Annotated in this window: 13 protein-coding genes and 1 tRNA gene; all 14 read right to left on the bottom strand. The window is 28.1% G+C overall.

All coding sequences use genetic code 11. The annotated features are described in order from the left end of the window. A partial coding sequence (locus PLW95_00315) for a hypothetical protein (protein HOV21111.1) occupies nucleotides 1–515 on the bottom strand: 515 nt, incomplete at its 3' end. Further along, the gene (locus PLW95_00310) at nucleotides 490–1,269 is read right to left on the bottom strand and encodes an Amuc_1100 family pilus-like protein (protein ID HOV21110.1); all 780 of its coding nucleotides are present in this window, start codon (nucleotides 1,267–1,269) and stop codon (nucleotides 490–492) included. The genes PLW95_00310 and PLW95_00315, both read right to left, overlap by 26 nt. Beyond that, a complete protein-coding gene (gene pilM, locus PLW95_00305; GenBank protein ID HOV21109.1) occupies nucleotides 1,266–2,981 on the bottom strand; it encodes a pilus assembly protein PilM in 1,716 nt (571 codons plus the stop codon). Before pilM ends, PLW95_00310 begins: the two co-directional genes overlap by 4 nt. A gap of 150 nt (nucleotides 2,982–3,131) precedes the next feature. Next, a tRNA-Met gene (locus PLW95_00300) sits at nucleotides 3,132–3,203 on the bottom strand. 29 nt (nucleotides 3,204–3,232) lie between these two features. Beyond that, nucleotides 3,233–3,541 carry a cell division protein ZapA gene (locus tag PLW95_00295; GenBank protein ID HOV21108.1) on the bottom strand — a complete coding sequence of 103 codons (309 nt, stop codon included), beginning with the start codon at nucleotides 3,539–3,541 and terminating at the stop codon, nucleotides 3,233–3,235. Next, a complete protein-coding gene (gene pheT / locus PLW95_00290) occupies nucleotides 3,528–5,519 on the bottom strand; it encodes a phenylalanine--tRNA ligase subunit beta (GenBank protein ID HOV21107.1) in 1,992 nt (663 codons plus the stop codon). The genes PLW95_00295 and pheT overlap by 14 nt, the downstream gene beginning before the upstream one ends. A gap of 1 nt (nucleotide 5,520) precedes the next feature. After that, nucleotides 5,521–6,546, bottom strand: a complete 1,026-nt coding sequence (gene pheS / locus PLW95_00285) for a phenylalanine--tRNA ligase subunit alpha (protein ID HOV21106.1) — start codon at nucleotides 6,544–6,546, stop codon at nucleotides 5,521–5,523. After that, nucleotides 6,539–7,132: a nicotinate-nucleotide adenylyltransferase gene (gene nadD, locus PLW95_00280; protein HOV21105.1), complete on the bottom strand. Its 594-nt coding sequence runs from the start codon at nucleotides 7,130–7,132 to the stop codon at nucleotides 6,539–6,541. The genes pheS and nadD overlap by 8 nt, the downstream gene beginning before the upstream one ends. Further along, on the bottom strand, nucleotides 7,113–8,369 hold the full coding sequence (locus tag PLW95_00275) for a glutamate-5-semialdehyde dehydrogenase (GenBank protein ID HOV21104.1): 1,257 nt from the start codon (nucleotides 8,367–8,369) through the stop codon (nucleotides 7,113–7,115). The genes nadD and PLW95_00275 overlap by 20 nt, the downstream gene beginning before the upstream one ends. Nucleotides 8,370–8,374: 5 nt before the next feature. Next, on the bottom strand, nucleotides 8,375–9,169 hold the full coding sequence (gene proB / locus PLW95_00270; protein HOV21103.1) for a glutamate 5-kinase: 795 nt from the start codon (nucleotides 9,167–9,169) through the stop codon (nucleotides 8,375–8,377). After that, nucleotides 9,156–10,016 carry a prephenate dehydrogenase gene (locus tag PLW95_00265; GenBank protein HOV21102.1) on the bottom strand — a complete coding sequence of 287 codons (861 nt, stop codon included), beginning with the start codon at nucleotides 10,014–10,016 and terminating at the stop codon, nucleotides 9,156–9,158. The genes proB and PLW95_00265 overlap by 14 nt, the downstream gene beginning before the upstream one ends. Then, nucleotides 10,009–10,752 carry a slipin family protein gene (locus tag PLW95_00260; GenBank protein HOV21101.1) on the bottom strand — a complete coding sequence of 248 codons (744 nt, stop codon included), beginning with the start codon at nucleotides 10,750–10,752 and terminating at the stop codon, nucleotides 10,009–10,011. The genes PLW95_00265 and PLW95_00260 overlap by 8 nt, the downstream gene beginning before the upstream one ends. A 103-nt stretch (nucleotides 10,753–10,855) precedes the next feature. Further along, nucleotides 10,856–11,437 (bottom strand): isoprenylcysteine carboxylmethyltransferase family protein, encoded by a 582-nt coding sequence (locus tag PLW95_00255; GenBank protein ID HOV21100.1) that lies wholly within the window; start codon nucleotides 11,435–11,437, stop codon nucleotides 10,856–10,858. 1 nt (nucleotide 11,438) lies between these two features. Further along, on the bottom strand, nucleotides 11,439–12,827 hold the full coding sequence (gene gltA, locus PLW95_00250) for an NADPH-dependent glutamate synthase (protein ID HOV21099.1): 1,389 nt from the start codon (nucleotides 12,825–12,827) through the stop codon (nucleotides 11,439–11,441). Nucleotides 12,828–12,878 lie beyond the last annotated feature (51 nt).

The following is a 12,878-nucleotide window of genomic DNA, read 5'->3' as shown; positions in this document are numbered from 1 at the left end:
TGTATAATCTGTTTTTGTTTCTCTATCTCTTCTCTTTTTTTCTGTTTTTCTTCTAGTAGTTGTTGTTTCTTTTGTTCTATTTCCTGTTGTTGCTTTTTTCTTTCCTCTAATTTTTTTTGTTTTGCAATTTCTTTTTCCTGCAGTTTCTTTTCTCTTTCTTCTTTCTTTTGTTGTATAATCTGTTTTTGTTTCTCTATCTCTTCTCTTTTTTTCTGTTTTTCTTCTAATTTTTGTTTTTTAATCAGCAATCTCTTCTTTCTCTCTTCTTCCTTTTCTGCTTTTCTTTTTTCTCTTTCTTTTATTTTTTCTAATTTTTCTTTATCTCTTCTTTGCTGAATAGATAAATACCTTTCCTCTTTTTCTTTTTTCTTTTGTTCTTTTAATAAAGATACATTTCTCCTTTTATCGTCAGGTATATCTTCTTTATCTCTTTTTTTCTTCTTTTCTAAGATAAAATTCAAAAGTTTTTCTCTATTTTTCTCTCTGATATTATCCTGATGGATTTTCTTTTTCATTTTTCCCCGCTAATTTTTGTTCCCCAACTAAAAGCATAACAGCATTTAAATTTATCTCTACTTTGAATAAATTTTCATTAAGTTTTGTGACTAAAAAATTTTCAACAAGAAAATAAGAAGATGGATTATCAAAATATTTTAGACATCTGATAATTTCATTGCTTGTCCCTGTTAGAACAAGTTTTATTGGCATCATTTCATAAAATGATACTTTTCTTGATGTTCCGGGAGTAATACTTGTTATAGATGTGATACCTGAATTTATGACTAAATTTATAAGGTTATTAACAACTTCAAATTGAAGAGTAAATATTGGTATCTGGTCAGGAGAAACAAGCCCTTTTTTTGGAAAGCCTAAAGAAGAAGGAAGATTTACTTCCATTCTTTTTGCTTTTTTGTATAATTTGTTTTCAGAAAATAAAATATATTCTTTAAATTCTATTGAGGGATAAATATCAAAAGTTGGGACTTTTGGTTGTTCTGTAGAAAAATTGTTTACCATATATTTGAAATTTCCTTCATATTTCTCTTTTTCTTTTGTTAATTTTCCAATTAGTTCAGGTGAAGGAGCATTTTCTCCTGCTTTTTCATATTCTTTTGCTTTTGTATATTTTTCCCTTATTTCATTTTCAATTTTTTCAATTTCTTTCTGTGATTTGTTATAAAAATAATATCCTACTCCAATTATTCCAACAACAGTGATTAGTGAAAAAATCAACGAATACTTTTTTAGTAATCCTAATATTTTTTTCATTTTATATTTAATAAAAGAGTAAACTCTATAACATTTCTTTCAGAATTAACTTCGCAATAACTTATATCCACTTTTTGTATAAATTCTAAATTTGATATATTTTTTACAAATGATTTGAAATTATCAAAGGCACTTTTTATATCGGTAATAACGACTTCACCTTTTAATGTATATACATTTTGTGTTTCTATGTTCACTTCATTTGGTTTTATTTGTTCCTGAGGTGATTGAGGTATAGATGGTTCTCCTGGCGGCATTGGTGCTCCTGCTGGTGGCATAGATGGCCCTCCCGGTGGCATAACAGGTTGTCCTTCAGGTGAAATTGGTGCTTGTTCTCCCTGTTGGGTTTGAGATTCTGCTCCTGGTGAAAATGAAGTAAGATATATTTTACTACTTGGTAAGCACCTACCTATATATATTAAGTTTTTTAGCCATGTTCCTTTTTTGCTTATTAATCCACTAATAGTTTCACATTTTTCTTTGGTTTCTTTTATCTCATTTTGTAATTTATTAACATCTTTTTCGTATTTTTCATATTGACTTAAAGAAATTTCTATATCACTTAAAATTCCTTTTAACATTGCTTTATCCTGATTTAGAAATAGTACAGGTGTTATTGAAATTAACCCTGCTAATATTATAGATACGTATATATAAAGACGATTGAGCTTAAATTCTCTGACTCTTTTAATTTCCTCAGGAAGCATATCTATATTGATAAAAGAAATTCCTGCATTTCTTAAAGCAATTCCTGTTAAGACAGCAAGTTCAACTTCATTTTCCCTTAAATTTTCATATTTCGGATTTATTTCAATTGTTGAAAGTGGAGAAAAATATTCTGTTTTAATTTTAGATTTTTCTTGAATTGATTCTTTAAATCCATTAAGAAGAGAGGTCTTTCCACATATATAAAGTTCAGATACCTCAGGTCCCTTTTGAGTAAATCGCCAGTAATCAACTGAATTTTGAATTTCAGTGTTTAAACTTTCAATAGAAGAAATACATGCGGGAAGTTGCATTCCCATTTCAATTTTTTTATTTTCTGCTTCTTTATATGAAATTCCCTCTGTCTCCATAATTGAAGAAGTGATTGTGCTTCCTGAAATGGTAAGTGACCTCATTAGTACCATTTTTCTGTAAAGTATTATAAAATTTGATGATGTTTCTCCAATTTCAAGAATTGCAGTACATTTATCCTCATTATAGAAAGGTGAATATCTAAAAGCATTATAAACTGCAAAAAGGTCGGTATCAAGAAAAACAGGGTCAATTCCAAATCCTGTAATATTACCTATATATTCGTTTACAAGTTCTTTTTTTATTGCAGATAAAAGAATGTTTAGATTTACCCCCTCTTCTCCTAATATTTGATATTTCCATTCAACTACTTCTAATGGAAAAGGAATTTGTTGCTGAACTTCATATTTTAGAATATCTTTCAATTTTTTAGGAGGTACTTTTGGGATATTAAGTTGTCTTAATAATAATCCTCTACCCGGTAAAGACACAATAACTGTTTTTATTTTATTTTTATCAAGAATTCCTTTTGCCTCTTTTTTCAAGAAATTTTCTCTTTCTTCAGGTGAATAATAAGGAATTGGAATTTCCTGATAAAAATTACAATAAATTTTATTACCTCTATTTTCAAAATCAGCAATTCTTATTTTTGTTGTTCCAAAGTCAACTGCAAATTTCCTTCCCTTTCCTAACACACTTTCTCCTTTTGTAAAGTGGGAAAATAACTATTTTTTTGGGAAAATTTCAGTATACCATTTATAAAAAATTTGTCAAAACAATGTATTTGTCTTTTAGAATTTTTTTATTTGGTGTTTTTTAGTCAATTCCTTATAATGTTTCCAAAATTGCGGGGGGCCGATTTGAACGGCCGACCTCCGGGTTATGGGCCCGGCGAGCTACCACTGCTCCACCCCGCAAAATTTTTTCAGATGTATATTATGATAATTTATTGTATTTCTTTTGTCAAGATATTTAATTTCTCCTTTATATTCTTTTCCATCATTTCTAATTTTCCCTTTAAATTCTCAAATTTTTTTTCTCTCTCGCAAATTTGTTTCTCTTTTATATATATGTTTTCTAAAAGTTCAAGGATGAATACAACTAAAAGGTCAATTTTATCTGCGTTGGGATATTGACTTTCATAATGTTTTATCCTTTCTTCAATTTTTTTTTCTGATTCTTTTAATTGTTTTTCGTCAAAATCAGATTGAAATAAATATTCTTTTCCGAGAATTCTTATTTTATTTTTTTTCACCTCTTAACTCCCCTGCAAATTTTTCTTCTATTATTGAAATAATTTTTTTTGAAAACTCATCAATTTCTTCGGCTATAAGTGTTTTCTCATCAGAGCGGAAATAGATAGAAAAACTTATACTTATTTTTCCAGCAGGAACATTTTCCCCTTTATAAATATCAAAAACATTTATTTTTTCAATGGGTATATTTTCTAATAAAATAACTTTTTCTATTTTGCCCCAATCAATTTCAAAAGGTAAAATAAAGGAAAAATCCCTTTTTGAAAACGGAAATTTTGGTAAATAATTAAATTTCTTTTCAAAGGTTATTTCATTTATAATTTTTTCTATATATATTTCAGCACCATAAATTTGTTCTTGTTCAATCTCAAATTTTTCAAGTATTTCTCTCTTTGGAATAAAAATTTCCCCTATTTTTTTCTCTTTATAAAAAATTGATTGTAATCCATTTTCCTCAGATATAAAATTTTTATCTAATTTGTAATTTAAATTTTCTATATTGGAATATCTTAAAAATTCTTCAACAACACCTTTCATATCATAGTAATCACCTGAATTTAAAATTCCAATAGAAATGTGTGTTTCTTCTTTAAATTTTTCATTTTCTTTAAAATAAACTTTACCCAATTCAAAAAGTTTTAAATGTTTTATCTGATGATTTATATTATACTTAAATGTATCTAACATCTGGGGAAAAAGATAGTTTCTGAGAAAAGCGAAATTTGAAGAAAGAGGATTTTCTATTCTTACATATTCTTCCCCGAATATATTTTTAAAATCATCTGAAATTATACTTAATGTTATTATTTCATTAAATCCAAATTTTACAATAATATCTTTAATTGTCTCATATTTTTGATATGTTTCATCCGAAGTGGTTGGAGTAATATTTGTATAAGGGGTTTCTTCTTTTATAGAAGAATACCCCTTATATTTTGCGATTTCTTCAATTAGGTCTATTTCTTCTTTTATGTCTTTCCTATACGGTGGAATTTTTACTGTAAAGATATTATTCTGTTTAGTATAGTCAAAATTTACCTTTTTAAAATGTTCTTCAATAAATTTCTCTTCAACTTCTACTCCAATAATTTTATCAACTCTTTCCTTCCTTAATTTAATTTCAATTTCAGAACTTTCTTTTTTCCCAGAATAGTTCACTTTTCCAACTTTTCCCCCACACATTTTTTTTATGAGGTATGCAGTTCTTTCCATCCCGAATTTTGTAATTTCCACATTTATTCCTTTTTCAAATCTTGCTGATGCTTCTGTAATAAGTCCTAATTTTTTACTTCCCCTTCTTATAACAATTGGATTGAAAATAGCACTTTCAATTAGAATATTTTTTGTTTTTTCTGTTACACAGGAATTTATTCCTCCCATAATTCCTGCAATTGCAACTGCTTTTTTACTATCAGAAATAACAAGTATGTCAGGATTGATTTTATACTCATTTCCATCAAGACAGGTAATTTTCTCATTTTCTTTTCCTCTTCTTATAATTATATTTCCCTCTAATGTATCTAAATCAAAAATATGAATTGGCTGTCCTGTTTCAGCCATAACAAAATTGGAAATATCAACAGGGAGGAAAGAACTTTTAAATCCCAATTTTTTAATTTTTTCAATAAATTCTGATGGAGATGAAATGTTTTCTAAATTTTTTATTATTCTTGATGAATAATACGAACAATCATTTATATTTTCTATTTCAATTCTTTTTATATCGTCAATTTCTTCTGAAAATTTTATTTCTGGTAAGAGTAGTTTATTTTCAGTAAAAGGGATAATTTCTTTTATAATTCCTATTAGAGAAAACAAATCACCTCTATTAGCAGGTATTTCAAGTTCAAAAATTATATCATTATTTTTTTCAATTATATATGGATTTAAACCAAGAATATCAATAAATTCAATTAATTGTTTAAATTTAATCTCTCCATCAATGTATTCTGATAAAAGTTTAAATGAGTATCTCATTTTAAAATTGTTTTAAAAATCTTAAATCATTGTTGTAAAATAACCTTATATCATCAATTTTGTATTTAAGCATTGCAATTCTTTCAACTCCCATTCCAAAAGCAAAACCAGTTATTTCTTCTGGGTTATATCCAACATTTCTAAAAACTTGAGGATGAACCATTCCACATCCCAGTATTTCAAGAAAACCACTGTTTTTGCAAGTTGAACACCCTTTTCCTCCACAAATTACACATGAGATACTTACTTCTGCACTTGGTTCTGTAAATGGAAAATATGAAGGAGTAAATTTGACTTTTATGTTTTCGCCAAACATTTCTTTAAGAAAATAATTTAAGATACCTTTAAGATGAGTAAAACTTATATTTTTATCTACCATAAGTCCTTCCATTTGATGAAAAGCAGGACTGTGAGAGGAATCGAATTGGTCTCTCCTAAAACATTTACCAAGTGCTATTATTCTAAAAGGTGGTTTATTAGTTTCCATAACTCTTATTTGAACAGGACTTGTATGAGTTCTTAAAAGTATCTTTTTCTTATAGTCAAGATAAAAAGTATCCCATATATCTCTTGCTGGATGGTCTTCAGGTGTATTTAATGCCTCAAAATTATAAAAGTCCGTCTCAATTTCTGGTCCTGTAAAAATACCAAATCCCATGTTTTCAAAAATTTTTGTCATTTTTTTCATAATTTGAGTTAATGGATGAATTCCTCCATATTCAGGAATTTTCCCAGGAAAAGAAAGATTAAATTTTTCTTTATTTCTTTCTTTTTGAATTATTTCTTTTTTTTCTTCAAAAAGAGACATCAGATTTATTTTTATTTTGTTTATTTCTTCGCCTATTTCGGGTTTTAATTCATTTTTGATAGTAGAAAGAAAAGAAAAAAGTTTATTAATCTCTCCTTTTCTACCAAAAAACTTTGTTCTCCATTTTTCAAAATCATTTTCATCAATTAATTTTTCTAACTCCTCTTTTCCACGGTTAAAAACATCTCTACATTTTTTGATTATTTCTTCTTTATCCATAAATATTTTCCTTTTCAATATAATTTTTTACTTTTTCAGGTAATAAATATTTTATTGATTTTCTTTCTTTTATGCAAGTTCTTATATAAGTTGAAGAAATTCCAATAATTGGATTATTACTTAATTCAAAATTCACAGGGAAATTTTTATCTTTTTCATAATAAAAATCTGTATTTCTTCTTACAATAATAAAGGTAGTTTCTTTTATTAATTTATCTGCTTTATACCAATTTGGTAAGTCTAAAAGCGAGTCCTGCCCAATTATAAAAAAAATTTTGTAATTTTTATATATTTCTTTCATCTTTTTTATAGTTAGATATGTATAAGAAGGTAAATTTCTTTTAATTTCAATATCAGAAACATCAAAAAAAGAATTATCAGAAACTGCAATTTTTACCATATTGTATCTATGAAAAGAAGAAGTGAAGGCGCTTTTTTTATGAGGTGGAATTCCTGCTGGAATAAATATAACCTTTTCTAAATTAAATTCTTCTCTGACTTTTTCAGCAATTATTAAATGTCCAATATGAATTGGGTCAAATGTTCCACCTAAAAGACCAATTGTTTTATTCTCTAATCTGTCCATTCCCATATACAATATATTTGTAAATTGTAAGTTCTTCAAGTCCCATGGGACCACGAGCATGTATTTTATCAGTACTTATTCCAATTTCTGCTCCTAAACCAAATTCTCCTCCATCTGTAAATCTTGTTGAAGCATTATGGTAAACAGCAGCAGAGTCAACCATATTTAAAAATTTTTCAGCCATTTCCTTATTTTCAGTTATTATTGCATCTGAATGAGATGTTCCATATTTTCCAATATGCTCTATTGCTTCTTCAATTGAGTTTACAACTTTAATTGAAATGATTTTATCTAAATATTCTATTTTCCAATCATCTTCACTTGCTTTTTTGATAAATGGTAAAATTTTTCTTGTTTCTTCACAGCCCCTCATTTCAACTCCTGCTTCTTCAAACATTTTTGCCATTTCTGGTAAAAATTCTTTTGCAATATCTTTATGCACAAGTAATGTTTCAGTTGCATTACATGTTCCTGGTCTTTGAACTTTTGCATTAAATGTAACTTTTAAAGCCATATCAATATTTGTATATTTATCAATATAAGTATGACAGATACCTTTATAATGTTTTATTACAGGGATTGAACTATTTTCAACTACTGTTTTTATTAGTTCTTCCCCTCCTCGTGGAATAATAAGGTCTATATACTGATGGAACTTTAAAAGATGCTTTACACTTTTTCTTCCTCCCTTATAAATTAAATTTACACAATCTTCTGGTAATGATGCTTCTTTTAGTGATTTTTTTATAATTTCAACAAGTTTTTTATTTGAATTTTTTGCTTCTTTCCCCCCTTTTAAAATTACACAGTTTCCTGCTTTTATGCATAAAATACTACTTTCAACTGTAACATCAGGTCTTGATTCATAGATTATGCCAATAACACCAATTGGAACTCTTTTTCTTTTTATAATAAGTCCATTTGGTCTCTTATTTTCCCATATAATTTTTCCAACAGGGTCTGGTAAATTTCTAACATTTTCTATGCTGCTTATAATTTTTTCTATATTATTTTCAGATAAAGATAACCTATCAATGAAGGCATTTGAATATCCAGACATCTGTGCTTTTTCAACATCTTTTTTATTACTTTTTAAAATATTTGGACTTTCTTTTTTTATATTTTGTGCTAAATTTTCTAAAAATTTATTTTTTTCTTCTGTTGTAAGTCCAGTAATGGACTTATATGCATTTTTTGTTTTTTCTAATTTTATTTTTATATCATCTTTCCAGTTCATTTTTTCTACCTCGCTGGATAAAAAAATGTTCCTATTTCTTTTCCCTCAAAAACTTTTTTTAGTGTCCACATTTTTTTCCCATTTATTATTAAACAGGGCTTTCCATTTTTTGTAACAATATTTGCTGCCTGTATTTTACTTTTCATTCCCCCTGTTCCTTTTCTTGATGTCTTTCCCAGAAATGAAATATTTTCCAATTTTTCTATATCTTTAACTTCTCTTATTACTCCACCTTTTTTATCTGAATAATTTTTATAAAGCCCATCAACATCTGTTATAAGAATTAGAATATCTGCTTCAATTAAGTTTGTAACATAAGCAGATAGTATATCATTATCTCCAAATTTTATGTCTTCAAAAGCAACACTATCATTTTCATTTATTATAGGGACAATTTTATGTTTCAAAAGTGTTAATATTGTTTCTCTTGCAATTTTTGCCCTTTTCTTACTCATAAAAATATCCCTTGTAAGAAGAATTTGTCCAACATTTATACCCTCTTCCTTAAAAATTCTTTCATAGGCACCCATTAATTTACCCTGTCCAATACTTGCAACTGCTTGAAGTTCATTTATTTGTTTTGGTTTTTCCTCCCAATTTAAAACCTGCATACCGGATAAAATTGCCCCAGAAGTTACTATTATTATTTCTTTTTCTTTTTTCTCAATTAAATATGTAATTTGTTCAACAAGATGTTCAATTATTGAAGTATCTAAACGATTTGTTTGTGTTGTTAAAACATTAGTTCCAATTTTTATAACTATTCTTTTTGCTTTTTTTATAAGGTCATTTTTTTTCAATTGAGTTTCTCCATTTATTTCCCTTTTCAAATTCTTTAAGTATTTTCTCTTTGTTATTTGCTTTTAAATATTTTTTTGTTTTCTCAATTTCCTTTTGAAGTTTTGATATACCCCTCAATATGTTTTCTTTATTATTCAGAAAAATTTCTGTCCACATTTCAACATTGCTTTTTCCTATTCTTGTGCTATCTAAAAAACCAGGACCAATACATTTTTCTATTTTCTTTTTTTCTTTTTCCTGACTGATTATTTTTAAGAACTGAAAAACAAGGAAATGCGGAAGATGACTCGTTAGGGAAACAAATTTATCATGTTCAGATGGAGTAAGAAAAAATGTATTTGCACCAAGAAATTGCCAGAAATTTTCAATTTTCTTAACGACATTTTTATCTGATGATTTTGTTGGAGTAATTATTACATTTTTTCCTTCAAATAAATTATCAGATGAAGCAAAAAGTCCTGTTTCTTCTGAACCAGCCATTGGGTGAGAACCGACATATGGGAATAATGGGCCTAAAATTTTTTCTCCTTTTTCTACAATTCTTTTTTTTACACTTGCAACATCTGTAAGATATATATTTTTCCCTGTCTGTTTTATTTTTCTAAAGTAATATTCAATTTTATCTATTGGAGTGCAAAGAACCAAAAGTTCAGAATTTTCTACAATTTCATCAAAATTTAAAAAATATTCATCAATTATATTCTCTTCTTTTGCTTTGATTAGAGTTGCTTGTCTTCTACTAATTCCATAGACAGTTATCTTACTACTTTTCTTTTTTATTGTCTTGCCAATAGAACCACCAATAAGTCCTAACCCAACAATGCCTATTTTTTTAAAGTCATTCATTCTTTTTTTCAAGATACTTTAGAAATTCAAGTGGTATTGGAAAAACAAGGGTAGAATTTTTTTCTGCTGCTATTTCTGATGCTGTCTGGAAAAACCTTAACTGCACTGCCACTGGACTTTGAGATAAAACTTCTGCTGCCTGTTTTAGTTTTTCTGATGCCTGTAATTCACCTTCTGCGTTTATAACTCTTGCTCTTCTTTCTCTTTCAACTTCTGCCTGTCTTGCCATTGCTCTTTTCATAGTATCAGGAAGTTCTACTTCTTTTATTTCTACAATACTTACTTTTATTCCCCATGGGTCTGTTTGTTCATCTATTATCTGTTGTAGTCGTTGATTTATTTTTTCCCTTTCTGCAAGAATTTCATCTAACTCGTGTTGTCCTACAATTCCTCTTAAAGTTGTTTGTGCTATCTGCATTGTTGCCATTTGATAATTTTCAACTTCTACAATTGCCTTATTTGGGTCCATAACTCTGAAATAAACAACTGCATTTACTTTTATTGGAACATTGTCTTTTGTCATAACTTCCTGTGGAGTTACATCAAATGTTATTATTCTCAAACTAATTTTTACCATTCTTTCAATAATAGGAATAAGGAAAAAAAGACCAGGCCCTCTTGCTCCAACAAGTCGTCCAAGACGAAAAATAACTCCTCTTTCATATTCATTAACAACTTTAATTGAATTCGCAAGCAAAATAAATACAAAAACACCTAAAATTATCCATCCCATCATTTCCTCCTTTTTAAGGTTAAATTTCTATTGACTTGATTTTATCATAGAGATTATTTCAGGTCAATTAAAGATATTATATGGTATGAACAGAAAAAAGAAATAATTAATGATTTATCCAGAAAGATATTATTTCCTTTAAAATTGGTGGCAATAAAGCAAATAGACATTGAATTTCTGCAATTAAGGAAGCACTTAGATATTCATTTTTAAACATCAAATTTTTAGCGTTTTTAAATGAGTGAGGGAACCATCGTGGAACTTCTGACATATATTTATGATATTGTTCTCCATACAATTCTAATAAATTTTCTTCTTCATATCTAACAACAAGGGAATAAACAATTCCACACCATATAATTGTAATAGGAACAAGCCATAAAAGTTCTGATAAAATAGTTGCACTGACACAAATTAAAGTATTACCTAAATAAATAGGATTTCTGATAGAAGTATATGGGCCTGTGGTAGTTAAATGACCTTCTGTTTTCAAACGATAATGTATATGTTCCTGTGCCCAGATGCGAAGTAAAAGTCCTAAAAGAAAAATTGAAATACCAAGTGGCCAGATTAAATAATCAACTTCAATCTCATCAAAAAAAGAAAAAATTGCAAATAATAGTGGAGGACTAACTAAAATGCCTCTATTTCTATAAGTCCATTTACAAATTGACATTTTTATTTTCATATTATTGCCCCTTTTTTATTCTTTCAATTATATTCTTTGCTGCTGTTTTCCCCATTCCCATTGCACTTATTACTGTTGCTGCTCCTGTTGCTATATCTCCTCCTGCAAAAATTCCAGGTATGTTTGTTTCACATGTCTCTGGATTTACTTCTATATTTCCTTTTTTACCTGTTTTTAGTTTTTCATAACTTTTTGGAATTAATGGACTTGGATTTTGACCTATTGCAACAATAATTGTGTCAAAAGATAAAATTTCTTCAGTCCCTTCAATTGGAACCGGTCTTCTTCTACCACTTTCATCTGGTTTCCCCAATTCATTATGTATAACTTTTATCCCTTTTACATGTCCATTTTCATCTCCGATTATTTCAAGTGGTTGGACTAAAAAGGTAAATTTAATACCTTCCTCAACAGCATTTTCATATTCTTCTTTTCTTGCTGGCATTTCTTTTTCGGTTCTTCTATAAAGTATAAATACCTCATTTGCTCCTAATCTTAATGAACTTCTTGCAGAATCCATTGCTACATTTCCTCCTCCAATAACAGCAACTCTTTTACCAATAAAAACAGGAGTATCATATTCAGGAAAATTGTATGCCTTCATAAGATTCACTCTTGTTAAAAATTCATTTGCCGAATAGATACCTAATAAATTTTCTCCTGATATACCCATAAATGAAGGAAGACCAGCACCACTGCCAATAAAAATTGCTCTATACTCGTCATTAAAAATGTCTTCAATGGTAATTGTTTTTCCAACAATTATATCTGTTTTTATTTCAACTCCTATCTTTTTGAGAAATTCAATTTCTTTAAAAACAATTGATTTTGGAAGACGAAACTCAGGGATTCCATATGAAAGAACTCCTCCCGGTAAATGCAATCCTTCAAATATTGTTACTTTAATCCCACATTTTGCAAGTTCAGCCGCACATGTTAATCCAGCAGGACCAGAACCAATTACTGCAATTTTATTTTTATCAATTTCTGATATTTTTTCAGTATTACATTTGTATATCTGTTGTCCGTAATCAGCAGCAAATCTTTCAAGTTTTCCAATAGCAACTGGTTTTTTTGCTTTATTTAAACTACAAAATAATTCACATTGTGTTTCCTGAGGACAAACTCTTCCACAAATAGCGGGAAGTAAGTTTTTTTCATAAATTATATCAAGTGCCTTTTGAATATTCCCTTCTTGTAATTCTTTTATAAAGGCAGGTATGTTAATTCCAACAGGACATCCCTGCACACAGGGACCTTTTGGACATTGAAGACATCTTTTACTTTCTTCAACTGCCTCTTCCTTTGTATAACCAAAAGAAACTTCATTAAAATTTCTTTTTCTTTCTTCAGGTTTTTGTTTTTTTTCTTTTATTCTATCTTTTATCATTTTTTATATAAAAACTTAATAAAGATTATTATAATGGGCATATAGAAGAAC

This window comes from bacterium, assembly GCA_035370465.1.
In the GTDB taxonomy this organism is placed as follows: Bacteria; Ratteibacteria; UBA8468; order B48-G9; family JAFGKM01; genus JAGGVW01.
The sequence above is the reverse complement of the archived record's forward strand: the minus strand, read 5'-3'. Positions and strand labels throughout refer to the sequence as shown.

Excerpts from the sequence above, each read along its gene's own strand:
- pheT (HOV21107.1), bottom strand. The coding sequence starts at position 5,519 with ATGAGATACTCATTTAAACTTTTATCAGAATACATTGATGGAGAGATT.
- PLW95_00275 (HOV21104.1), bottom strand. The coding sequence starts at position 8,369 with ATGAACTGGAAAGATGATATAAAAATAAAATTAGAAAAAACAAAAAAT.
- PLW95_00310 (HOV21110.1), bottom strand. The coding sequence starts at position 1,269 with ATGAAAAAAATATTAGGATTACTAAAAAAGTATTCGTTGATTTTTTCA.
- gltA (HOV21099.1), bottom strand. The coding sequence starts at position 12,827 with ATGATAAAAGATAGAATAAAAGAAAAAAAACAAAAACCTGAAGAAAGA.
- pheS (HOV21106.1), bottom strand. The coding sequence starts at position 6,546 with ATGGATAAAGAAGAAATAATCAAAAAATGTAGAGATGTTTTTAACCGT.
- nadD (HOV21105.1), bottom strand. The coding sequence starts at position 7,132 with ATGGACAGATTAGAGAATAAAACAATTGGTCTTTTAGGTGGAACATTT.
- PLW95_00255 (HOV21100.1), bottom strand. The coding sequence starts at position 11,437 with ATGAAAATAAAAATGTCAATTTGTAAATGGACTTATAGAAATAGAGGC.
- PLW95_00260 (HOV21101.1), bottom strand. The coding sequence starts at position 10,752 with ATGATGGGATGGATAATTTTAGGTGTTTTTGTATTTATTTTGCTTGCG.
- PLW95_00265 (HOV21102.1), bottom strand. The coding sequence starts at position 10,016 with ATGAATGACTTTAAAAAAATAGGCATTGTTGGGTTAGGACTTATTGGT.